Source organism: Algoriphagus sp. TR-M9 (assembly GCF_027594545.1).
GTDB classification, from domain to species: Bacteria; Bacteroidota; Bacteroidia; order Cytophagales; family Cyclobacteriaceae; genus Algoriphagus; species Algoriphagus halophytocola.
This window is the reverse complement of record NZ_CP115160.1, coordinates 2,958,817-2,982,028: the sequence shown is the minus strand read 5'-3', so window position 1 is coordinate 2,982,028 and position 23,212 is coordinate 2,958,817. Positions and strand designations below refer to the sequence as shown.

The 23,212-nt window shown below is 43.5% G+C and carries 16 protein-coding genes and 1 pseudogene; 6 read left to right on the top strand and 11 right to left on the bottom strand.

Going from position 1 to position 23,212, the window contains the following annotated elements; all coding sequences use genetic code 11:
* Positions 1-108: 108 nt before the first annotated feature.
* The 3 genes from PBT90_RS12495 to PBT90_RS12485 all read right to left on the bottom strand — a co-directional run bounded on the left by PBT90_RS12495 (position 109) and on the right by PBT90_RS12485 (position 5,455).
* The gene (locus PBT90_RS12495) at positions 109-3,570 is read right to left on the bottom strand and encodes a SusC/RagA family TonB-linked outer membrane protein (RefSeq protein WP_264810921.1); all 3,462 of its coding nucleotides are present in this window, start codon (positions 3,568-3,570) and stop codon (positions 109-111) included.
* Positions 3,571-3,778: 208 nt separating this feature from the next.
* Positions 3,779-4,690, bottom strand: a complete 912-nt coding sequence (locus PBT90_RS12490; protein ID WP_264810920.1) for a FecR family protein — start codon at positions 4,688-4,690, stop codon at positions 3,779-3,781.
* Positions 4,691-4,867: 177 nt separating this feature from the next.
* Entirely contained in the window at positions 4,868-5,455 is a 588-nt protein-coding gene (locus PBT90_RS12485; RefSeq protein WP_264810919.1) for an RNA polymerase sigma-70 factor, read from the bottom strand.
* Positions 5,456-5,920: 465 nt separating this feature from the next.
* On the opposite strand from PBT90_RS12485, the gene PBT90_RS12480 reads away from it, so the two are divergent.
* The 5 genes from PBT90_RS12480 to PBT90_RS12460 all read left to right on the top strand — a co-directional run bounded on the left by PBT90_RS12480 (position 5,921) and on the right by PBT90_RS12460 (position 14,881).
* Positions 5,921-7,171, top strand: a complete 1,251-nt coding sequence (locus PBT90_RS12480) for a PepSY-associated TM helix domain-containing protein (protein ID WP_270129537.1) — start codon at positions 5,921-5,923, stop codon at positions 7,169-7,171.
* Positions 7,172-7,282: 111 nt separating this feature from the next.
* Entirely contained in the window at positions 7,283-7,951 is a 669-nt protein-coding gene (locus PBT90_RS12475) for a response regulator transcription factor (protein WP_270129535.1), read from the top strand.
* Positions 7,948-9,327 carry a sensor histidine kinase gene (locus tag PBT90_RS12470; RefSeq protein ID WP_270129533.1) on the top strand — a complete coding sequence of 460 codons (1,380 nt, stop codon included), beginning with the start codon at positions 7,948-7,950 and terminating at the stop codon, positions 9,325-9,327. The genes PBT90_RS12475 and PBT90_RS12470 overlap by 4 nt, the downstream gene beginning before the upstream one ends.
* 74 nt (positions 9,328-9,401) lie before the next feature.
* The gene (locus PBT90_RS12465) at positions 9,402-13,724 is read left to right on the top strand and encodes a CusA/CzcA family heavy metal efflux RND transporter (protein ID WP_270129531.1); all 4,323 of its coding nucleotides are present in this window, start codon (positions 9,402-9,404) and stop codon (positions 13,722-13,724) included.
* Positions 13,724-14,881: an efflux RND transporter periplasmic adaptor subunit gene (locus tag PBT90_RS12460; RefSeq protein ID WP_270129529.1), complete on the top strand. Its 1,158-nt coding sequence runs from the start codon at positions 13,724-13,726 to the stop codon at positions 14,879-14,881. The genes PBT90_RS12465 and PBT90_RS12460 overlap by 1 nt, the downstream gene beginning before the upstream one ends.
* Before the next feature lie 75 nt (positions 14,882-14,956).
* Here the strand turns inward: PBT90_RS12460 and PBT90_RS12455 are convergent, their stop codons facing one another.
* The 7 genes from PBT90_RS12455 to PBT90_RS12425 all read right to left on the bottom strand — a co-directional run bounded on the left by PBT90_RS12455 (position 14,957) and on the right by PBT90_RS12425 (position 21,532).
* Positions 14,957-15,745, bottom strand: coding sequence for a hypothetical protein (locus PBT90_RS12455; protein ID WP_270129527.1), 789 nt, complete (start codon positions 15,743-15,745; stop codon positions 14,957-14,959).
* A gap of 197 nt (positions 15,746-15,942) precedes the next feature.
* Positions 15,943-16,773, bottom strand: coding sequence for a M23 family metallopeptidase (locus PBT90_RS12450; RefSeq protein ID WP_270129525.1), 831 nt, complete (start codon positions 16,771-16,773; stop codon positions 15,943-15,945).
* Positions 16,774-16,953: 180 nt separating this feature from the next.
* Positions 16,954-17,628 carry a hypothetical protein gene (locus PBT90_RS12445; protein WP_270129523.1) on the bottom strand — a complete coding sequence of 225 codons (675 nt, stop codon included), beginning with the start codon at positions 17,626-17,628 and terminating at the stop codon, positions 16,954-16,956.
* A 5-nt stretch (positions 17,629-17,633) separates the two neighbouring features.
* Positions 17,634-18,620 (bottom strand): alpha/beta fold hydrolase, encoded by a 987-nt coding sequence (locus PBT90_RS12440; protein ID WP_270129521.1) that lies wholly within the window; start codon positions 18,618-18,620, stop codon positions 17,634-17,636.
* Positions 18,621-18,741: 121 nt separating this feature from the next.
* Entirely contained in the window at positions 18,742-19,863 is a 1,122-nt protein-coding gene (locus PBT90_RS12435; RefSeq protein WP_270129519.1) for a helix-turn-helix domain-containing protein, read from the bottom strand.
* Between the two features lie 192 nt (positions 19,864-20,055).
* The gene (locus PBT90_RS12430; RefSeq protein WP_270129517.1) at positions 20,056-20,547 is read right to left on the bottom strand and encodes a hypothetical protein; all 492 of its coding nucleotides are present in this window, start codon (positions 20,545-20,547) and stop codon (positions 20,056-20,058) included.
* Positions 20,548-20,554: 7 nt separating this feature from the next.
* Complete coding sequence (locus PBT90_RS12425; RefSeq protein WP_270129514.1) at positions 20,555-21,532, bottom strand: hypothetical protein; 978 nt, start codon at positions 21,530-21,532, stop codon at positions 20,555-20,557.
* 227 nt (positions 21,533-21,759) lie between these two features.
* Here PBT90_RS12425 and PBT90_RS12420 point away from each other — a divergent pair.
* Positions 21,760-22,008 (top strand): annotated as a pseudogene (locus PBT90_RS12420) (IS91 family transposase); the annotation flags it as partial.
* A 301-nt stretch (positions 22,009-22,309) separates the two neighbouring features.
* On the opposite strand, the gene PBT90_RS12415 reads toward PBT90_RS12420, so the two are convergent.
* The gene (locus PBT90_RS12415) at positions 22,310-23,137 is read right to left on the bottom strand and encodes a hypothetical protein (protein ID WP_264810905.1); all 828 of its coding nucleotides are present in this window, start codon (positions 23,135-23,137) and stop codon (positions 22,310-22,312) included.
* Positions 23,138-23,212 lie beyond the last annotated feature (75 nt).

Below are 23,212 nucleotides of genomic sequence, written 5' to 3'. Positions count from 1 at the left end.
TTTTAAAAGGTCAGATGAAATCTCGCATTGCGCGCTAGTATGGCAGAATGTCGCTTTTTAGTCATGCTCGATTTCATGTGATTAGTTCTTTACAGGTAGATGGTTGGATTAAAAAGTCACGTTTAAGTTGAATCCTAAACTTCTGGTAGTTGGCATCTGGCCATAGGCAAAGCCTTGGGCATTGCCGCCTTTCATATCCACTTCAGGATCCATGTGAGGGTGGTTCTTGTATAGGATAGCTAGGTTTCGGCCTACAAATGACAATTTCATGGACTGGATGAAGCTGTTTCCTAGGAAGTTTTTTGGGAATACATAGCCTAGAGATAGTTCGCGAAGCTTGACATAGGTGCCATCAAAAATCCCTGATTCATGATAGGTTCTCGGGTTTTGCGAGTTCCAAAAGGTGGTTGCGTTGGCTATCACATCATTTGGGACATACACTGGATCTTCTGCAGTACCTATGTTCATGACTCCATTTCCTATTACGCCTTCCTCTCGACCGGCTTCGGTTTCTATATACTGACCTGTTTTTCTGGCCAGTCCAGTTCCCACGTCGAAAATATCCCCGCCCATTTTCACATCGATCAGCGTGTTGAGCTCTATGCCTTTGTAGGCAAAGGAGTTAGTCCAGCCTCCAAGCCAATCCGGCTGAATGTTACCGACTATGAATGTCCCTTCTTCCAGGACTGGTAGTCCATTATTATAAATCAACTCGCCCTCTGGGCTACGCAGGTATCTTCTGCCGTAAAGCGAACCGTATGGCTGCCCTACTCTGGCTTCTGAAGTCAGTGAGTTTTGTGAGCCTAAAATGTAGTTTTCAAGGCCCTCAGCCAGTTCTACTACCTGGTTTCTGTTTCTGGAGAAATTCAGGGCGGTATACCAACTAAATCCTGAAGCGGTATTGAATGGAGTGGCATTTATCGTCAATTCTACTCCTTGGTTGGTTATTTCTCCGGCATTCAGGATTTGGCTGCTGTAGCCGGATGCTGTGGAGATTGATACTGCAAGGATTTGATTTACAGTAGACTGGTGGTAATAAGTGAAGTCTACGCCTACTCTTCCTTCGAAGAATCTAAGATCTACGCCTACCTCTTTTCCGGTGGTGATTTCTGGCTTCAGGTTTCGGTTTGCAATTTCATTGGACTCGGAATAGGTAGGAGTAGTGCCCGCCCAAAGTCCCTCTGAAGAGTAAACCTGATTCAACAAATAGGGGTCTGCATCATTTCCTACTTGCGCCAAACTTGCTCTTACTTTTGCAAAAGACAACCAGCCTGACTGCACATCGAAAATATCTGTTAAAACGGCACTCAGTGCTGCGGAAGGGTAAAAGAATGAATTGTCCGAAGTGGGTAAAGTACTGGACCAGTCGTTTCTTCCGGTCACATCCAGGAACAGGTAGTTATTAAATCCAAATTGTGCTGAGCCAAAAACACTATTGACTACTTGTTCTCTAATGGTGCTGGATGGTGTGACCGGACTGGCGTAGTTGCCAAGGTTATACAACCCATCTATGGTCAGTTCTCCTACACTTACTGAGGTGCTTTTGTAATTATTTACCCGGTTAATAGCCCCTCCCTGTACTTTCAATGATAGCCTTGGTGTGATGTCCTTGTCAAAAGTGATGATGATGTCACTATTGGTTTCCTGGCTGGAGTACACATTTTCAGAATAGGCGCCAAATCTCTTGACGTTGTTTTTCGTGCTTTCTGCTCTGTTGATGTTAATGCGGGTGTCAGTCCAGTAATCTGTCCCTGTTCTGGCCATGATATTGAAGTTTTCGCCCAGGTCATAGGATAAGGCTACACTACCTACCAGTCTGTCCTTCTCATTGGAGTTTGGAAGGTATTTCTGGTTGTAGAAAGGATTGGAGAAGTACTCGTGTTGCCAGTTGGCATAAGGATAATCATCACCATCCCGGAAGGTGAGCCTTTGGATTTCGTAATAGTCTTCCCAGTTTTTTAGTTTATCGTATTCGGTGTGTCTATGTGCCCAGATGAAATCCTGACTGCCTGTAAAGCCTCTGTTGTCAGAGCCAGATTTGATGTATTCGGCATTTACACTCATCTGAAGTTCAGGGATGAACTTATATGAGGTGTTGAGTTTGAAATTGTTTCGGAAGTAGTCATTGTCAGCCATGATGCTGGTCTGGTCTAATCTCCCTATTGCTACACGAAAGCTTCCTTGCTCATTTCCTCCGGAAAGTGCCACTGAGTTTGAGATGCTCTGACCGGTTTCCCAGAATTCCTCCCAGTTATTTGGCTGGGGTAATAAGGCAACTCGCTCCGGAGCAGAATACCATAAGGGCACCATTCTGCCATCCATAGGTGCTCCCCAGCTTTCGTCTACGCCCGCAGTCCCCCGGATTCCATCCGCGTCAAATCCATTTCTACCATCCACATACCAGGTGCGATAGCCTGCACCGCCTCCATAGGTGTTTTGAAAATCAGGTTTCACCAGCGGGTTGTCAAAAGTCATGTTGCTGTTGAATTCTATGCCCAGTCCCTTGGTGTCAGACCCATTTTTAGTAGTGATCATGATGACGCCATTGGCAGCTCTGGACCCGTAAAGAGCAGCAGCTGTGGCTCCCTTCAGGATGTTCATTTCCTTGATGTTGTCTGGGCTGATTTCAGAAAGTCCATTGCCGTATTGACGGCTGGAAGTTTGCTCTAAGGGAACTCCATCCACTACGACCAGGGGTTGGTTGTTACCGGCTACTGAGGAGGATCCTCTTATGACGATCTGGGCCCCACTTCCTGGCATGGAATTACCGGTGACCTGTACACCCGCTACTCGGCCTGAGAGGCTGTTTGCCACGTTTGTGGGGCGAGCTTCTGTTAAGGATTTTCCATCTACACTCTGGGTGGCATAACCCAACGCTTTCTTGTCCCGCTCCAATCCAAATGCAGTCACCACTACTTCGTTCAGGGCTAGGTCTGATGAAGCTAGCTTGATGGTGAAATTCGAGGTGGTGCCAATGGGGATTTCCTGGGTGGTGAAGCCAATAAATGAAACAGCCAACACCGCCTCTGAGTTTTCATCTGGGATAGTCAGGGTGAATTTGCCATCCACATCGGTGACTACGCCTATCATGGTCCCTTTGATCAATACACTGGCTCCAGGGATGGGAGTATCCGTATCGTCCAAGACCAGTCCTTCAATCGTCCGCTCAACAGCTTCGATTTTAGGTTTTACTCTAGCTGTGGTGCTAGGAGCAAGGCTTGTGGCGTTTGATTTTTCTAGCATATAAAAGTTGCCAGCACCTTTTTTGTAATTGATCTGACTGCCCTTTAGGATTCTGGCTAGGTTTTCTTCAGCAGACAGCTTGGTGTTGATGGCTGCTGGTATTTTCGCTTCCAGCTCTGCTAGGGGAGCAGGGTAAGCGATAGAAATGGCGTAGAGGTCCTCCAGCTCTTTGATGGCTGATTCCAGCTTTTTAGGGCCTACCTGCGCTGTGGCAGTTGGAGGGTCTTTATCGAGTTTGGCGAATGTTTGGCCTTGGGCTGATGGTGGTAGCACCAGCACACCGGATACCCCGGCAACCAACAGTAAACGGGTAAATTTGATGAGCATAGATTAATAGGTTAGTGGTTAGAATGTTTATTCGCGATTATTTTGGGGCTACTGCGCGTCATTCTTTCATCTTCAGGGGGTATGTCCTGAGGATTATTTCCTTGTAATTTTAGCTCCCGCGTATCGGTAGCATTTTGCTCGAACAATTTTTATTGGTTACTAATAGTTGGTTTTTTGCCTGCTGTCCGGCCGAACATCAGGCGGTTATTTATAATACTCGTATTAAATTTTCTTCTACATCCAGCTTCGTATTGAAGAGTATGGCAATGTTTTCAATGACTTCGTCAGCACTATCAGTCAGGGGTATACTGCCTGACACCAGTTGGTCTTTTTGGTCTAGGCTTTCACTCTCAAGTCTCAGGTCATACACTTCCTTCACTATCGCAAGCACCTCTTCCAGACTTTCATTCTTTAGTTTCAATTTTCTGTCTTTCCAGGCCAGCAACCTTTCAGGGTTGGTGATTATTTTCGAATGCAATTCATGTTTGCCAGGATCCAGCCTCACCATTTCTCCCGGTACCATGCTGTGCTTGGCAGAACCGGACTTTCCTTGATAGCCTAAAGCCACGCTTCCTTCTATTAAGGTCACTTTATGGACAGGGTGCTGGTTTTTGAAATTGAATTCTGTCCCCAATACCTCTACTTCCATGAGGGTACCCTCATTGATGGTAAAGCGCTTCTCCTTCTTATCTTTTGCAATCTCAAAGTACCCCTCTCCCGCTAAGGTCACTTTCCGGTCAAATCCCCAGATTTCACTTTTAGCATAGCTAAGCTTGGAGTTGGAGTTTAGGATCACTTTTGACCCATCCGGAAGATTTACTTCCATAGTTTCATTAGAGGCAGTTTGAAAACTTACCTCATCAGGTTTGGCTAGGATCCAGAATGAGCTAGCAAAGGCAAGGATCAATGCAACTGATGCGGCAATTCTAAAATAAGTCCGTCTTTTGCTTTTCCTTTTTTCTATTTCACGGATGCGGGAGCTGATTCCTGTAAGCATTCTATCTTTTAGCGCTTGTTGGGATTCTTCCGGCATTTGTCCTACAAAGTCATCTTCGTTCCCCTCATCAAACCTCTCTAGGTTTACAGTATTTTCAATATGTCCTGAATTTCCTGTTTCCATTATTTAGCTTTATACCCTATTAGTCAGTTTAGAATAAAAAATCCGCTATTCGTCTATCAAAAAAAACCAAAAAATAAACATTTTACGTTTTTTGTATTAAAAACAATAATTATTTAACCCTGTGTGTAGAAAATTTGCAATAAATCGAATCTAGGTGTTTTGGTTTTTGAGTCTGGTTCAGATACTGCTGAGCAAAGCCATGATGGATATGGAAAAGGTAAACTCTCTTAGTCCTGTTCGGATGTCCTTCATTGCCTTAATCATGTGTTTTTCTACCGTACTTACTGAGATTTGTAAGGTTTGAGCAATTTCAATGTTGCTTAAGCCTTGGTTATGCCTGAGTTGATAGACTTGTCTTCGCTGAGCGGGAAGTCTATTAATGACTCTTTTGAGATTGGCTTTCAAGTCGTCAAATAATACCTTGTCGTCGGTAGAGGAGTCGTTTTGTTCCCCCTTTTTGCGCTCTTTCTGGGCAAAATTCTCCCTCACTACCTGAGATTTGTACTGGTTGATTATTTTGTAATTGACAGCTGTGAATAGGTAGGAAGTCAGGGAGGAATGAATGTCCAATGTTTGGCGTTTGGTCCAGAAATCAATAAATACCTCCTGCACTATCCCTTCTACAATTTCTTTTTTTGCGAGCTTCTTGTATCCGAAATTGAAAAGCCTTTTCCAGTAAAGGTGGTATACTTCCACAAAAGCTGATTCATCACCCTTTTGGATTTTTGAGATCAATTCCTGCTCTTTTTTAATGTGCTCTGACATAGAAGTAGGCTTAATTGGTAGGTTGAGTGGTTTGCTTTGGTGATCAAATCAGGTTAAAAAATTAACTTGATTTATCTTATTTTCTGTGAATCTATTAAAATCAGGGTTTAAAAAGAATATAAAATGTTTAAAAAAGTGACAAAAAGTAAAAAATAGGGTGGTTGTCGATTTTAGGGTGTTTGGCCTGGTCCGGGTAGCTTTTGGGATCAGGCTAAAGTTTTTACAAGCGTATTGACCTTGCCATAGCTACCGGGTTTTATTCTTTCGGAGACCATAGTTCAATAGAATTTCCCAGAATTTCACACACAGGTTCGTACAACCAGACCTGATGCATTACGAACTATTCATTCGCTGGAAGGAAAGAAAATATTCGCGCTAAGTTTTTATTAGATTAAATCTAAATAATAAAAAACTTCATTATTTTTGCCTCATCTTTTCATCAAATAGCCTCAACCTGAACACGCTATGAAGCCAACCAAATCAAACACTTGGAAGACCATCAGAAATATTTTTGATCAGATACACTTGTATGCCGGGCTCATTTCCGGCCTGGTGGTAATAGCTGTGTGCTTTAGCGGGACCATTTATGTGTACAATACAGAAATCCGGGAATTCATGGATTCTGAGCGGTATTTTGTGGAGGAGCAGGGAGAGCGGCTTTCTGCTGATCGGTTAAAAGCTGAACTGGAGAGCCAAACCGGAGCGGATGTAGTGGGGTTGATGTGGAATGAAGAAGCTGACCGTACGGTACAGTTTACCTTAAAAGAAGAAGGAGAAAAAGGCAGAGGAACTACCTATTATGTGAACCCCTATACGGCGGAGATTGTCTCCAACAGTTCGGACAAAACTGCTACAGCGGAGTTTATGGGCTACATGTTCAGTCTGCACAGATGGTTGCTTTTAGATAGAGTGGAGACCCCCATTCTGGAAAGTATGGGCAATAGGGACCTGGGCAGGTTGATCAATGGCATCGCTACACTTTTGTTTCTACTGGGTGTGATCACCGGAATAGTGATTTGGTTTCCAAATAAAGTCAAAAACTACAAGCAGGGACTGAAGATTAAATGGTCAGGAAACTGGAAGCGTGTCAATCATGACCTGCATAATACCCTTGCTTTTTATTCCTTGATTTTCCTCTTTATCATGGGAGCTACCGGGCCATTTTGGTCTTTTACTTGGTACAGAGAGGGGTATCAAAAAATGTTTGATACCTATCAGGCTCCTACCCAAAGAGGTGAAGCTTCAGCCAAGGGAGAACGTCAAAAGCCGGAACCAGCCCAAGAGGAACCAGCCGGGGAACTAGCTGCTTTTTCACTGGAAGATGTTTTTGCAAGTACCAATAAGGAACTGCCCTATGAGGGGAATATCAGGGTTTCCTTGCCTTCCAAATCAGGAGACCCAGTGCAGGTGAGTAAGTATCGTACAGGGTTTTTCGCTAGAGCAGGAGCGGATCAGTTGACACTTTCTGCATCTGATATGTCAGTGACTGAAGCGAAGCTGTTTTCGGATATGTCTGTCCGCCAGCAGATCGGTAGATCCATCAAGTCACTTCATGTGGGTGATATTTTTAGCCAATTCAGCAAATTACTGTGGTTTATCGCTTGTTTAGTAGCGACCAGTTTACCTATCACCGGTACCTTGATCTGGTGGAACAAACGTAAAAAGAAGCCCGCTAAGAAAAAGCAAAACCAGCCACGTGTCGCAGAAATGGCTTAGTGTCGCAGATTATATGCCGGGAAAATCAAAACATTAAGGAAATCTTAAGCCTTTTAATCAGGTGCTTTGCATTGAATTAGTAACTTTTGCGTAGCAAAAGAAAAAGTAGCTATGCGAATTCTAGTCGTAGAGGATGAGCCTGGGATTTCGGGTTTTCTCAAGCAAGGTTTGGAAGAGGAATCTTACGAGGTGACTGTGGCCGAAACAGGCCCTTCCGGCTTGGATTTGGCTCAGGAGGGCGATTTTGACCTGCTTCTTTTGGATTGGTTGCTGCCGGGGATGAGCGGACTGGAACTTTGCTCGGCATTTAGGGAAAAAAATAAGCGGACCCCAGTTATTTTTCTTACGGCCAAAGATACAGTGGACGAAACCATAGCAGGATTGCAGTCCGGCGCCAACGATTACATCAAAAAGCCCTTTCACTTTGAAGAATTACTGGAACGGATACGGGTGCAGCTGCGCCAAAAGCAAATAGAACCGGAAGTGCATGCGCTAGGATCTGTCCGTTTATATCCGGCAAAACATCAGGTTTACAAAGGCAATGAAGAGGTGGTTCTCACGCAGAAGGAATTCGCTCTTTTGGAATTTCTGATGAAAAACAAAGGTGAAGTATGCCGGCGCACCAGCATTATCGAGCAAGTTTGGGATATTCATTTTGAATATAACACCGGAGTGATCGATGTTTTTATCAATTCGCTGCGCAAAAAGCTGGGTTTTCATCAAGAGGATAATCTGATTCATACTGTGCGGGGAGTGGGTTATATAGCCAAAGAACAATGAGTGTATCCTATCAAGAGCGCATCGCCCGAAGGCTTACATTAGTAACCGCACTGTTGGTCTTACTGGTGTTTGCCATCATCTACGTAGTGGTGGACTATACCGTGGTGCAGAGTATAGATCGTGAACTAAAACTGGAGACGGATAAGCATCTGGGCCAGATTTTTTTGGTGGAAGGGGAGATCAAATTTGCCCACAAAGATGAATGGCAGGAGCAGGAGCATAGTCAGATCCAGCTCAATCCGATTTTCATAGAAATAGTAGACACACAAGGCTTATCCATGGACCGCTCCCCGAATCTGGGAGAAAACCACCTGAGCTTTTACCCCGATCGTGCGCACCAAGATGAGGCCTGGACTTTGAAAACTGGAAGTCGGGAGGTGAGACAGATGCAGATTCCCTTGAAGCATGAGGGCCGAGATGAAGGCTATATGCTGGTAGCCAAGTCCTTTGAAGATGCCCGGGATCTGTTGACCAATCTGAGGAATATACTGTTGATTTTGTATCCGGGGATATTGATTTCCTTGTTTCTTTCCATGCGCTTTCTGGCTGGGAAAAGCATTCAGCCCATCAAAAACATCATAGCTAAGACCAACCAGATCTCCCAAAGTAACCTCAATGAGCGCGTACCTGAGGTGGAACCCGACGATGAAATTGCGCAGCTGACCAGGTCCATCAATGGCCTTTTGGCCAGGTTGGAGCAGGCTTTGATCCGTGAAAAGCAATTTACCTCAGATGCCTCACATGAACTTAGAACCCCGCTGGCGGTCATGAAAGGTACTTTGGAGGTGCTCATCCGAAAGCCCAGAACCGGACAAGAGTATGAAGAAAAAATCCGGATGACGTTGGGTAGCATAGATAGAATGTCAGCTATGATCGATCAGTTGCTTTCCCTCGCACGGGTCGGTAATAACGGACGAGCATCTATTGACGAGGTGGAACTCCTCTCCTTTACTAGGGATATAGTAGCGCGACACAAAGGAGAGAGTGGGCGAGAGGTGAGCTTGCAGACTAATTTGAGCAAACCACTTTTTGTAAGGGTCAATGAAGGCTCTTTGCAGATGATCTTCAATAACCTTTTGCAGAATGCCCTGAAATACTCAGCTGGAGATTCTCCCATCAATTTGAAATTAGGGATTCATGATGCTCTTCCTTTTGTACAGGTAGAAGATCAGGGGAGCGGAATTTCCGATGAGGCTTTAGAAAAGATCTTTGACCCTTTTTATAGGGATGTGGCCGCAAACCCAGGGGTGTCCGGAACTGGATTGGGACTGGCTATTGTCAGGAAACTCGCCAACGAATCACATATTCAGGTGGAAGTAGAAAGTGAAACAGGGAAGGGGAGTGTTTTCCGATTGATTTTTGAAAAGAAAATTTAAGGTAATCTTAAGGAAGATTTTAAGGCTTTATAGCTGGCGAGGGGCAATTTTGTAATTCAAATTTAGCCGCTCGCATGTTAGATCGTATCATTCAATGGAGCCTTGCCAACAAGCTCATTGTATTCATTTTTGTCGCTGCCTGGATAGGTTTTGGAGTCTTTGCGCTCAGTAATCTTCCCATAGGCGCAGTACCGGATATCACCACGAATCAGGTGCAGGTCATCACCACCTCCAGAAATCTCGCTACCGAAGATGTGGAGAAATATCTGACCTACCCTGTAGAACTGGAAATGGCAAATTTGCCAGGCGTACTGGAAATTCGCTCTGTTTCTAAATTTGGGCTATCAGTAGTTACCATTGTTTTTGAGGACAAAATGGGCACCTACTTGCCTCGGCAGCTGATAGCAGAGCGGATCAAAGTGGCCGAGGAGAGCATACCAGAGGGGTTTGGGTCGCCTGAAATGGGGCCGATCAGTACCGGGTTGGGCGAGATTTTTCAGTATGTGATCGACGTGGAACCAGGCTATGAGCAGGAATATGATATCACGGAGCTCCGTACTATTCAGGATTGGATCGTGCGCCGACAATTATCCGGGATAGAAGGTGTGGTAGAGGTGAATACCTGGGGAGGTTACCTTAAGCAGTATGAGGTAGCCATCAATCCGGAGCGTCTCAAAGCCATGCAGCTAGACCTGGTGGAAGTGTATGAGGCACTGGCGCAAAACAACTCTATCGCCGGTGGAGGCTATATAGAAAAGACCAATGAGAGTTTTTTTATCCGTGGTGAGGGACTGGTGTCCTCACTAGAGGATATTGGAAATATAATAGTGGAAAGCAGAAACGGTTCTCCGGTTTATATTCGTGATGTCGCAGAAGTGGGCTTTGGGCATGCCAATAGATTCGGGGCCATTACAGCCAATGGAGAAGGGGAAAAGGTACTGGGACAGGTGATGATGCTGAAGGGGGCAGATTCCAAAGGAACCATAGACCGGGTCAATGAAAGACTGGAAAGTATCAAGAGCACACTTCCTGAAGGGATAGTAATCAATGGGTTTCTGGATAGGTCCGAATTAATAGGCAAGACTACATTTACCATTGCAGAAAATCTCATTTTGGGTTGTTTGATCGTGGTTTTCGTGGTGGTGATTTTGCTGGGGAATCTACGCTCTGGGTTGGTAGTGGCTTCAGTGATTCCGCTTAGCTTACTCTTTGCCTTATCCCTCATGTATATTTTTGGTGTGGATGCCAATTTGATGAGTTTGGGAGCCATTGATTTTGGTATTATCATAGACGGAGCGGTGATTATTGTAGAGTATATTGCCTTTCAGTTTGTCAAGTCTGATCATAGACTTCAGGGCTTATCCGGATCGGAGAAGAGGAAAGTGAAAGACCAGATTTCTATTTCCGGAGCATCTAAAATGATGCATTCGGCCATTTTTGGACAGATCATTATCATCCTTGTTTTTATACCTATACTTTCCCTTACCGGCGTAGAAGGAAAGATGTTCAGGCCTATGGCCGAAGTGTTTTCTTTTGCACTGATCGGGGCTATGATCCTAGGCTTGACCTATGTGCCTGTGGTTTCATCGATGTTTTTGAAAACCACTCCTCCCGGACCTAGAAATATCTCCACCCGTATCATCAATGGGCTGAACAAAGTCTATGAACCTACCATTACCTGGGCGCTGGACCATGCTAAAGTGGTGTTGATTGGGGCCTTTGCCATGCTGGTAGGCACGGTATTGATTTTTCGCAATATGGGTTCTGAATTTGTCCCTACTCTGGATGAGGGAGATTTTGTGATTCAGCCATTCCTGAAAACAGGAACTACGCTCACCAATACCGTAGAGACCATTACCGAGATTGAGAAAATTCTCCAGAAGTTTCCTGAGGTCAACCAGGTAGTGACCCGAATCGGTGCGGCTGAGATTCCCACAGACCCCATGTCCATGGAGGAAAGCGACGTGATCGTGACACTCAAACCCAAATCAGAGTGGACTACCGTGGAGACTAAGGATGAGCTGGCGGAGAAATTTAAGGAGGCGCTGGAGGTGATCCCGGGCATGGAGTATGAATTTACCCAGCCTATAGAAATGCGCTTCAACGAGCTGATCACAGGAGTGCGTGCGGATCTGGCCATCAAGGTATTTGGAGAGGATCTGGATGTGCTTTTGCAGACAGCAGAAGAGATCGAGGCTGCCATACAAAATGTAGATGGAGCAGCGGACATTATTTTGGAAAAAGTGGACGGCTTGCCTCAAATGAAAATCGAATACAATAGAGCAAAGATTGCCAAATTTGGATTGAATATCTCTGATCTAAACCAAGTGGTGACCATGGGGTTTGCAGGGATGAGTGCAGGGAAGGTTTTCGAAGGTGAAAAGCAGTTTGATCTGGTGGTACGTTTTGCCGAGCCCTTTCGTAAGGATATCCGGCATCTGGAACAAGCTTCCATACAGCTTCCCAGCGGAGGGTCTGTGCCTTTGTCAGAACTGGCGGCGATATCCTATACCAAAGGCCCAGCTAAGATTTCCCGTGATGATACCCAGCGCCGGGTGGTGATTGGAGTGAATGTGAGAAACCGGGACCTGCAGTCTGTAGTGGACGATATCCAAGGCATTATTTCCAACCAAGTGGATATTCCCGAAGGGTACCGGGTGGATTACGGAGGGCAGTTTGAAAACCTGCAAAAAGCCAGAAACCGACTGCTGATTGCGGTGCCCATTGCGCTCTTCCTCATATTTGTGCTTTTGTATTTTGCCTTTTCTTCCAGCAGAGAAGCACTCATGATTTACTCTGCGATCCCCTTATCCGCCATCGGTGGCGTACTCTTGCTCTGGATGCGGGATATGCCTTTCAGTATATCTGCGGGTGTAGGTTTTATCGCCCTATTTGGTATTGCGGTACTCAATGGAATTGTACTGATAGAACATTTCAAGTCTATGGAATCTAGTTTTGATAATCTGAAAGACCTGGTGATTACCGGGGCAAAGGAACGGCTTCGCCCGGTTTTATTGACTGCATCGGCGGCTGCTTTGGGCTTTTTGCCAATGGCCATCTCTACTTCTGCGGGAGCTGAGGTACAGCGTCCGTTGGCTACGGTGGTGGTAGGAGGATTGATTACCGCCACCATTTTGACCCTGGTGGTTCTGCCGGTTTTGTACGTCACATTTAAAAGCAAATCCGGGAAACTTCCCGGGGCGACCAAGCTTTCAAGTGTAGTGCTGCTGTTTTTTGTGGTGAGTTTTACTGCCCAAGCACAGGATACTACCCTTAGTCTGGAGCATGCTCTAGAGCTGGGGATGGAACGCAACCTGGGCTTGCAAGCTGCCCATAAATCCATAGACATTGCCCATGCGCAAGTGGGGCAGGGGTGGGATTTGGAGAAAACTTCCATTTACTATGCAGAGGATAAAAATGACCTCGCTGAGAATGGGATTTACAATAGAAAGTGGGGGCTGAGCCAAAGTTTTGAATTTCCTACCGTTTACGGAGCTCAAAAAAATGCCTTAACTGCCAAAGTGGAAATGCAGTCGAAGCAGGTAGAACTCCAGCAGCTGCGGCTGAAAGGAGAGATCAGTAAGGCTTTTATCGCTGTGCTTTACTGGGAAGACTTAATGGAGCGCTATACTTATTTGGATTCCTTGTACGGGGAGTTTTCCAGAGCTGCGTCCCGCAAATTCGAAACCGGAGAAAGCAATTACCTGGAGAAACTGACAGCCGATGGAAAGCGGCAGGAAATTGCCCTGCGGAAAAATGAAGCCAGAGAAAAGCACCTGATGGCTACAGATGAACTGAAATTGCTGCTCAATTGGGAGGGAGAGCTTAGGCTATCTGATGAGGAACTGAACTTGAGCTTGAAGCTGCGCGATGACTGGTCTGATCATCCGGGAGTGAGCTATTATGAAAGTGCAGTAGCTCAGGCTGAATTTCATACCCAGGCAGAAAAACGAAAATACCTTCCGGATATCAATATAGACGTATTCCGGGGAACCAACCCAGGACCCAATGCCAAGGTGTACCCGGGCTTTCAGGCCGGACTGGCAGTGCCCTTGTTTTTTGGTGCCCAAAAGGCCCAGGTGAAAAGCAGCAAGTACCAACAGGAAAAACTCGCCCTGGAAGCTGAGCAGTACGAATACCAGCTGGAATTGAGCGCCCAAAAGCTTCAACGACAGTTAGATCAGGATTTGCGGGTGATTGAGTACTACGAAAAGGAAGGCAAAGAACTTTCCCGACAATTGCTCGCCCAGGCACAGCGATCCTATCAAGAAGGCGAGATTGACTTTCTGCAATACGTACAGCTTTTGGAAAATTCCATTTCCATCACCTTACAATACCTGGAAAGCAAGCATGCTTACCAACAAACCATTTTAAACATCAATTACCTTCTCAACTGATGAAGAATCTACGCATAGTATCGATCCTTTTCCTGGCCTTAATCTTGGGAGCTGGTTTTTTCCAATGTTCTACTAAGGAGTCTGAAGACGCTCAGGGAGTGGAAGTGCAGGCAGGTACCAGCGATGGTGCCTATATCAACGTCTCTACCCAGCAATTTGAAACCATGAAAATGCAATGGGGAAATCCTGAGATGCAGGAGTTTTCAGCAGGAATACCGGCTCAGGGAACCGTGAAAGTTCCGGTGGAAGGGATTCAGGAAATTTCAGCATTTTTTGGAGGGTATGTCTCTGGCTTGAAGTTGCTGGAGGGAGAATCTGTGAGCAAAGGTCAGGTGCTTTTCTACCTGGAGAATCCGGATTTCGTCACCCTGCAACAGGAATTTTTGGAAGCAAATAGCCAGTTGAATTACCTCCGGGAGGAATTTGAGCGTCAGCAAACCCTTTTTGCCGAAAAGATCTCTTCACAAAAAAACTACCTCAAGGCTGAGGCGGATTACCAATCCACCAAAGCCAAAGCAGAAAGCCTTCGCAAGCAATTGTCTCTGATCCATATCAATGCCAGCGAACTGAAAGCAGAAAACATCCGCTCCAAAGTACCGGTGCTAGCCCCTATTTCTGGATTTGTAGAAGCTATACATTTGGTACAGGGTTCATTTTTACCTGCTGGCGGCAAGGCCATGACCCTCATCAGTAAGGAGCATTTGCATATTGAACTGGTGGTTTTTGAAAAGAATGCCACGCAGATCCATAAAGGTCAAAAGGTACAGGTTAGCATTCCGGATCTACCGGGCAAAAAGCTAGTCGCAGAGGTTTTTATGGTGGGCCAGTCCATTAACGCCGAGCGGCAGATTAATATTCATGCACATTTACCTGAGGAAAAGGAGGAAGAAATGCTAGTGCCGGGCATGTTTATAGAAGCGGTGTTTCAGACAGACCCACAGCAAGCTTGGGTGCTTCCATCTACTGCGATTATTAATTCCGAAGGTACAGGTTATGTATTGGTGCGCCGGGAGCAAAGTGATGCCGGCTTCCAATTGGAAAAAGTAGCGGTGCAGACCGGGAAAACCAATAATGAGGGAGTGGAAATCATGCCAAATGATGCAATCTCAGCAAGCACTGTAGTGCTGACTAAAGGAGGCTTTAATCTCTTGCCTTAAGCAGAAGTCCATTTCAGTAAAACAAAGTCGTCTGTGGCATAGGTTAAGTAGGGAAGTATAGGCAATTTTGGGGAGTTAAGGCGCAGGAACAAGCGTGATTTCCGGAGTATCAGATGCTGGCGTAATATCCATAGGCTCAGAGGAGGATTCCGGAATAGTGGCATTTGAAAAGAGATTTAGAGAACTTACACCTATCTCTTCGGTATTTCGAATACGAATAGAGACCCTTGGAAGGTCAGAGCTAGACCCGTCTGTACGGGCAGAGACGCTGAGCACATCAAACGCCACAATTCCAAGGTTTGCTCCTTGCAAATTCCCTTCGATTGGATCGTAATTAATCGAGATATCGCTATCATAAACCACAGCATAAACTGTCTGTCCCACTAGCATTGATAAGCCCATGGCTCTTAAAGGAATCACATTGGGGATTTCGTCTAGCAAAACTTCCGGAACATCTCCTGACGCACCCAACCCTGGACCCGGGGTGAGGTAATTTTGGAGGCCATTAGCGGTTGGGCCTGCGTTTATCCAACTACTTAGTATAGAAGTAGGCGCAAACCAGCCTTCATCCCCTACTTGACCGGAATACAGACCTATAGTTTTACCTGCGTTATCTTGAAAGTATTTCAAGGTTTGTCGCTGCCCAATTCTGGCGATTTGATCATTGACGTCTGTTTCTGAAAAATTGTTTGGTTCGTTCCCATTGTCTATACTCTCTTCATCGAGCAGAAGAAATACAATTTCCGAATTGTCTAAGGGCTCGCCATCACCGCCATTTGGAGTGTTGTCATCATCAGTACATGAAGATAAACTGACGAGGAGCAGTAAAACTAAAATGCCGGGAATATTTATAATGGATTTCATCAGTGGAGGAGTTTAGTAGGTCAGGTTTATAATTAACCTCAAAGACGACTATTTGTTGTAATAGGAATGGGCTAATACGGATAATCTGTGGATCCTTACGGTGTAACTCAAATTGAATGGGAGGGGCATTTCGCGGAAAGGAAGGTATGGGAAATGCTGTTATTCGTACCTGACTAATTCCTGATGTTGAACTGGGTTTATTCAACCACTTGATATCTTTTACCTTTTTTCAGCATCTTGCCCTCATATCCTTTAAAAACTACAGGTATGGAAATATCTCTTTCCTTTCGCACCACAAAATGCAAATGAGGCCCACGTGTAAATCCTGTCAGACCTGAGATTCCAATTTTTTGCCCCCTTTCTACCCATTCGCCTTCTTTTACCAAACTGCCCTTAAAATCTAAATGAACATAGGAAGCTAATGTCCCATCTGAGTGCATAATGACAATTTTATTGGCAGCATCTATCAATTCTTCCCCACCTTGTTTTGAAAACCAGTCAATTACCTTTACAACAGTACCTTCCCTTGCTGCAAAAACAGGTTCTCCTACATCTAGTTGAAAATCTATCGCATATCGGGACCTGGAACTGTTATGGGAAAACTTATCATTAAAACTTTGGCTTACTTCATATTTCTTGTTCGATTTAAATGGCAATCGGTATAAATAATCTAAATCTGGTGCTATAAGAGATTTATGCCCTATAAAATAGCCCACACGCACGCTATCAGCAAAACGAGCGGTAAATATAGAGTCGGGCAGTTCGCCAAAATAGGTTAAGAGCGCAAGGCTGTCTTTGGGCTTAAGCAGAAATGAATTTAACTCTTGCTTATTTTCCTCTGAAGTAAAGTAGATTTCTATAGGAACTAAAACCTTGCTTGTAGCCCTGAATAGTAATGTGTCCGAATCTTTTACCCATCCAATGGACAAATCATCTAAGTATGTAACGGGCTCATCTTTTTGTTTTTGACCAAAACAATTCAGAATGCTAATAAAAATGAAGGATATGGTGATGTAAATTTCTCTCATCAATTTTCTATGTACCACGATAAGTATAAATGCAGTAGGTGATCACGGAGTTGGTTGTTCAGGTTTCAAGATACTTGTTTTATAGGTAAATATGGTTTGAGTTTACTTTCAAATCTCTTGTTATTACCAGCTTATGCATTCGTTGTTTTAGGTTTTTAACCTCTTTAATATCGATTGGAATCAGTGTAACCTGAGGTTATATCCGAACATCAGATAATAAGGTACCAAAGGCGTGGTTTTGAAATCCTGAGTCATCACCATGCCAATATTGAGTGTGAGATCTGATTGTTTGGAGGAGTAGCCAGTTTGAAGGCCATACATGAAATTTCCCCCGGAGGAAGGTTTATACCAACCATCTTTTACGGTTGTAAAGATGGTGCCTTTGAAGGTGTCGGAATGGGTGAAATCACTTACAATGGCTTTATCAAAACCAACTTCAGCAGCCACAAACCATTTGGGTTTGTAAAAACCCAATACACCTTTTAGTTCACTTCCAAAATTCTTCAATTGGACTAAAGGATTTTCAAATCTCCGGTAGATTCCATTTAAAGTAATACTTCCCTTTAGATGTGATCTGTTCCAAAATACAACCTGTCCTCCAATTTTAGTTTTAAAGTCATCCAAGAGCTTTTCACCTGATGGAATGGAGAAATTGCTAGTCAGCAGAATAGGCGTATTTGTTTTGAGTTGGTAAGCGTAGCCCAAACTAAAAGAAACACTGAAATCCCAGCCAATACCGGCAGTGATGATATGTTTTGAATCTTCCAGCGCATTCCAATTCACCGTTTGTGGCATGCCTTGTTGACAAAAGCAGAAGAACATGGCTATAAAGAGCAAAGGTTTAATTTTCTTCATGGTCTTTAGTTTAGTGAATTTAAATAGCCAAGAACGGCAGGGTGAACCGAATCCCATTTGAAATAAATCATTTCATGCCCGGTGTCGGCTATTTGCACAATTTCTGAACTGGGAAAAAATGACGCTTCTTTTTGCGCAAAGCTCAACCCATAGGATTTGTTGTTTTCACCATACAGAAAGAGGACCTTGGTCTGATATTGATTGAGGTTGGTGGTAAAGTAAAACCCTTCATTTTCTGAAATATCCATAAAGGCCTGCAATACGCCTGCTCCATTTCTCCAAAAAGGGGAGGCCCCTTCAATCCCCTCGTCATTGCCTTCTGCATAAGAGAAACTTGATGCTATGGCCAACTTGTAATCCAGTATTTCATGTTCATTTTCACGCCCGGTTAGGAACTGATCGTAATACAGGACATCATTTGTGATTTCCGAAAAGAGGTTCAGTTTCCGGCTTGCTTCCCCATACTCGTCCAATAGTTGTTTGTTGAACCCACCCGCCTCAGCGAATATAGCCCCATCAATCCTGTCAGGATAGGCATTGATGTAAGCTGCGGCAAGCATAGCTCCCCATGAGTGACCGAAAAGGAAAACTTTTTGATTGGTAGAAGTCCTGTAGTGTTCGATCACAGCAGTGAGGTCATCTAAGTAGAGTTGGATGGAGTAGGTGTTTTTATCGTGGCGCTGGGACAAGCCAGTACCACGCTGGTCGTAGAAGACAACGTAATAACCATCATCTGCGAGCTGCCGTACGTTTAGTCCGTTTCGGTAATCTGCACCGGGGCCACCATGCAGGAAAATGACCATGGCATTAGCAGGATTTCCGTAGGTCTGGGCATGAAGGCTTGTACCATTCAGGGATAGGGACGGCAAACTGGGGTCTTCTGTCACGGTTTTTGGAACTAAGTTTCCCGGCTCATTCATGTCAAGATCCATTTCGCAGGAAATGAGCAGGGTGCAAGCCAACCCTATGACTGTCAGAGTCTTTAAGTTCATACTTTTCAAGTTTTTAAAACGATGTAAAAGTCAGCTTTCGCTGTTTGTGAATCGCCCCAAAATGAAAAGTGGAACCTGTTTCTTTATTTATTTGGCCAATATTATCTTAATAATCAACCCCTTATTCGAGCATTGCCTTGTTTTCTTTCAGATACTCGGATGGGGATTTACCTGTCAGGTTTTTGAAATTTCTATTGAAAGATGTTTTCGAGTTAAACCCACAGGCATAAGCAAGAGATAAAAGTGTAAATTTTTGATTGTCGGGAATGGCTATACGTTCCTTGAATTCTTCAATTCTCAATGAATTGACATAATCGAAAAAGTTTTTTTGCTCGATCGAATTGATAACTTGAGAAAGGGTGTTGGGATGTGTTTCAAGTTCTTCGGCAAGCATTGTCAATGTCAGCTCGGGTGTGAGGAATAATTTCTTTTGCTTCATCACATGCACCAATTCAGCATGGATAGTTCTGAGTTGCCTGTCTGTTAATGTGGACTTTTCATACTTGGAATTTTCGGGCTGGGCATGGGGTAGCTCAGCAGACTTATTGGATCCAATTGTGGAAGAAAACTCAAACGCTTGTGGGTTAGTAAAAATTCCTACTTGCTTAATGCCGTAAAAACCAATAAAAACCACGAACAGTACTACTGTGGAAAAAATAATTTCATCATCAGCAAAGAAAGCCAGTACCCAGATGCAGGCTAATCCGATGACTAATCTAAAAAGCCATTGTAGGTTTATTTTTTCTAAGGAAGAAAAATTGTCTTTAATCCGCTTTTTATGAATGGCTAAAGCTCGCAGTGATAAAATAGTGTAGGTAATGCCAGATAGGATAATACCAACAAAAATAAGGGTAGATACGGTCTCAAAACCTTCGCCTTCATTTTGGTAAACAAGGATTTTCTCTTCCAGGCTGAGGCTTATAAATGGAATGGTAGCTATAAGTGCTAGGAAATAGGGTAGAAAATGGAGATATATTTTTGGCTTGCCAAAGTGCCCCGTGGTGAGTACTGAGGTGTAGAGGAAAAGAAAAGGCCCATGCAAGAGAGGGAATGGTATTTCAAGTCCCAAAAGGTATGGGAATTCTAAATAGTGGTTTGAGGAAATAATGGAAAATAAAATCAATTGGACCAAAATCACACAAAGCCAAGAGAAAAGTATTTTGTCAGCAAGGCTTTTTCCTTTTTTCGTCAACAAAATGATTAACAGGAAGGAAGTGATGACTATTCCGATTAGGTATATCATTGATTCAGGAGGTCTTTTCTAGGTGACGAACAGCAGTTTAGTGCTTGGATTAGTAGGGATTTTAGGGCACTACAGCCTGTCCCGATGCATCGGGAAGACCCGTACTGCCTATCCCGTGAATCGGGATACGGTGGTGTGAGAGCCTCAACCTGAGCCAATTAGCTCAGGTCGGGCTACTCGACTGGCAACTTTTTATTCTCCACCATATTTTGCAGGTATTCTGACATTTTTAGATTCTAAAGTCCATAAGAGGCTAACTATCCACCATCGGCCACCATAATACGTCAATTGATAGCTGTTTATTCCTTTTTCTTCAACTCCCTCAGAGTCCTTACCATAAAAAGTCTCGAATACCTGAGCAATGCCATTGTATTCATCCACAACTTTATGGATTTCTTTTTCAAGATATCCTTCTTCATAGTAAGGATCTTTCAGGAGGGTGAGGAAATCATCAAGTGATAAAGTTTCAGCATTTGTAGAATCAGCAACTGTAAATATGGCTGATGGATGGAATAGATTCCTAATTGCCGTAGTATCCATTTTCTCACCCTTTTCTATGGTTATTTGATCAAGTAGTTCATTGATAATTCCGTCAATAGATTTAAGAGGAACGTCAGGTTTTTCTTGAGCTAAAGAATTAATTGAAGCAGTCAAAAAAAGTATTATGCAAAGAGAATATTTCATATCGTGTTTATTTTTCTTGAATTTTTATTTTCCCGTTCTGCCATCCTTTAGGTAGATGTAGGTTCATTCCTGTTTCATTTTCAACATCTATTAATTCATTCCTAAGCTCAATGCTCCTTAGCCCAATATTAGCTCTATTCTTATTTATAGTTTCAAGAACTATATTGTCTGGAATGGCTCCAAGAAATCCATATGATGTTAATTCATGTTCGTTCAAAGCAGCAATTCGCCAGTCCTCTATTTGAGCTAATTCATAGGGTGATATTTCTCCTTGCTCCAATGCATTCAATAATCTTGGCTTTAAATGATCATATAAAGTGTCTTTCGAATTATAATTCACTGATATTGAATTATGATGACTTAAAATCACAGAGCCCCATAAGTTATTCCCAATTAACCGTTCACCAGGGTAACCAAATTCATCTAAAATTTTCCCTAGTTCCTCTAACTGATGTTCGCTATGGGGGGCAAATTTTATTTCAGAATATCTCCTTTTAGCCTTTTGTCCAATTCTAAGTAATGCCCCAAATGCTTTTTTCTGGTCTTTTTTAAACATTTCGTGGACTTGCTCTTTTAGCTGAATATTAAGTCTTGATAAGTAGATTTTGTGAAGGGAGTCATATGTTGACATTAATTTAGTCCATTCCGGTTGTTTCCTTAATGACCTCAGGTTGCCATTTTTGTTGATGCTTTTTAGTGTCCAACCAGCCTTAATCCCCAGCCTAGCAAACTTTAATCCTGATTTATAATCTTTCTCAAATGCACTGAGTTCAGCAGCAACTTTGACATCTCTTAGAAACAAGAAATCAAATTGTTTGAATAGAGAATCAAGTAGGTTAATTGCAGTAGTGTATTTCCCTTCAACAATTAACTTTTCGTATTCAATCACTTTTGAATGGTAGTTCAGGTAGTTTTCTTGGGCCTTGCTCTTGGTAGAAGCGAAAAGGAAGCCTATAAGTATAAGGGTTAGGGAAAGTTTCTTCATCAAATAAAAGATGTGTTTTTAGTGCAAATGGTTGGAACGTTTAGTAAAATCAGTCTTTTTAATCCCTCATATACCCTTCCAATTGTGTGTGCCTAGCATGGGCACCTGGTATCGAAATACCAAATAATTCCAGAAGGTGGAATGCCTGTGCCGGAGTATTCGGTATTCCTTACAGGCGTGTTGGTGAAGTCTGTTAGCAAGCCGCAATGCCTGTCTCGAGAATCGGGATACTGCCCAAAGGATTGGTCCGCATCAGGCACTTCGGTATTTTGGGAAGCTCTGCCAAGCAGGTCACGATCTCGCTGATCCACCGGGAACTCGGAATTCCAATTATGGAACCTGAACCCAGAGTATTGGAAATCTACAATCCGAGGTACTGCCCTTGCTGCCAGAAGGAAAGCATGGTGAGTATTCAGCGTCTGCCCAAAAGAGGACCTCCGAAAGCCGTCTTTCCCAAAGTCGCAACCCAATTTTAATTCCTGATTTTTGTCGGGCGGGGAAACCTATGTCCTAATCATAAAAAAAACCTTTCCAAACGGATCTGGGAGCGATGAAAAATCTATAACCGAATGACTTTTTGAACCTGCTAAACAATTTCGAACAGAATTTTTGAATTATTCGAAATTGCAAAAAACCCTAAAACCCTGACTCAATCCCCATAAGAACCTCTCCGGTTCTCCCGATACACTGCGCTATCGGGACAGGCAGTGCAACAGCGGTTTCATCGTTCGTGCTACGCACGCGACGAAAACCTAGGTGTTGCCACCATGTGCTTTTTTATTTTTCTTCTTCAGTTTTGTCTAGTTCTACTTGTTCAACGTCTTCGTTTGGTTTTCTTGTCTTAATTTTCCATAACCAATAAAGTCCACCGAGAGGAATTCCTAAAGTCCAAGCTGAGTTTAAATAACCCATATAGTTGAAGCTCATTCCTAAGAGAATTTGGAAACTTAAAAGGCTGAAAGAAAATCCACCGACCGCACTGTATGTTATCGCAGGGACGTTAAAAAACACAAGTGCGATATATTTCAACCACTTTTTCTTTAGGTCACTTTTCTTAATGAGTCGGATGACGTAAATATTGAAAATAGGAACGCAGATAACGATTAGTCCAAAAAGCCAAAATAGGGTCATGTTCGGTATTTGCTCCTTAACGTCAAGAGTATTTATGTTCAGGATTTTCTTTGTCTGGTCGTCAAATAAAACCTTAAATACTCCAAAGTGGGTTTCATTTGAAAATTGCACTAAAACTACTGTTGTGTTTGGAGGAGTATTATTCTCTTCAATGGTCGACCAAGTCTTTTCGGACTTCATCAAAGAGTAATCTAATTCTGAACCAAAATTGTCAACAACGAGATTTCTGAAGTTCCCTAATCCTGCTTTCAAACTGTCGGGGTTGGTGTTTCTCGCCATTTCGTGTCCCATGGCGAATAGTTCCACACATCTGTCATAGTTCTCTTGTAGAAGAGCTTCGACAAATTCTTCTGTCTTGTCTTTGTAGTCAAATGTGTTACTAATGAATTCACATCCTGATAAAATTGTCAAGGTCAGGAAAAGGAGTAGTGTTCTCTTCATATTTAAAATTCTGTTTGTCTGTCTTTTTTGCATTGGTGGCAACGGTTTGCATATGGCTTGTGGCGTTTACGAAGCACTTTCCTGTCCCCCGAAATCAAAGTTGGCTAC

What these genes read in the sequence shown, in the direction of transcription:
- PBT90_RS12495 (WP_264810921.1), bottom strand. Translation starts at nt 3,570, where the DNA reads ATGCTCATCAAATTTACCCGTTTACTGTTGGTTGCCGGGGTATCCGGT.
- PBT90_RS12490 (WP_264810920.1), bottom strand. Translation starts at nt 4,690, where the DNA reads ATGGAAACAGGAAATTCAGGACATATTGAAAATACTGTAAACCTAGAG.
- PBT90_RS12485 (WP_264810919.1), bottom strand. Translation starts at nt 5,455, where the DNA reads ATGTCAGAGCACATTAAAAAAGAGCAGGAATTGATCTCAAAAATCCAA.
- PBT90_RS12480 (WP_270129537.1), top strand. Translation starts at nt 5,921, where the DNA reads ATGAAGCCAACCAAATCAAACACTTGGAAGACCATCAGAAATATTTTT.
- PBT90_RS12475 (WP_270129535.1), top strand. Translation starts at nt 7,283, where the DNA reads ATGCGAATTCTAGTCGTAGAGGATGAGCCTGGGATTTCGGGTTTTCTC.
- PBT90_RS12470 (WP_270129533.1), top strand. Translation starts at nt 7,948, where the DNA reads ATGAGTGTATCCTATCAAGAGCGCATCGCCCGAAGGCTTACATTAGTA.
- PBT90_RS12465 (WP_270129531.1), top strand. Translation starts at nt 9,402, where the DNA reads ATGTTAGATCGTATCATTCAATGGAGCCTTGCCAACAAGCTCATTGTA.
- PBT90_RS12460 (WP_270129529.1), top strand. Translation starts at nt 13,724, where the DNA reads ATGAAGAATCTACGCATAGTATCGATCCTTTTCCTGGCCTTAATCTTG.
- PBT90_RS12455 (WP_270129527.1), bottom strand. Translation starts at nt 15,745, where the DNA reads ATGAAATCCATTATAAATATTCCCGGCATTTTAGTTTTACTGCTCCTC.
- PBT90_RS12450 (WP_270129525.1), bottom strand. Translation starts at nt 16,773, where the DNA reads ATGAGAGAAATTTACATCACCATATCCTTCATTTTTATTAGCATTCTG.
- PBT90_RS12445 (WP_270129523.1), bottom strand. Translation starts at nt 17,628, where the DNA reads ATGAAGAAAATTAAACCTTTGCTCTTTATAGCCATGTTCTTCTGCTTT.
- PBT90_RS12440 (WP_270129521.1), bottom strand. Translation starts at nt 18,620, where the DNA reads ATGAACTTAAAGACTCTGACAGTCATAGGGTTGGCTTGCACCCTGCTC.
- PBT90_RS12435 (WP_270129519.1), bottom strand. Translation starts at nt 19,863, where the DNA reads ATGATATACCTAATCGGAATAGTCATCACTTCCTTCCTGTTAATCATT.
- PBT90_RS12430 (WP_270129517.1), bottom strand. Translation starts at nt 20,547, where the DNA reads ATGAAATATTCTCTTTGCATAATACTTTTTTTGACTGCTTCAATTAAT.
- PBT90_RS12425 (WP_270129514.1), bottom strand. Translation starts at nt 21,532, where the DNA reads ATGAAGAAACTTTCCCTAACCCTTATACTTATAGGCTTCCTTTTCGCT.
- PBT90_RS12415 (WP_264810905.1), bottom strand. Translation starts at nt 23,137, where the DNA reads ATGCAAAAAAGACAGACAAACAGAATTTTAAATATGAAGAGAACACTA.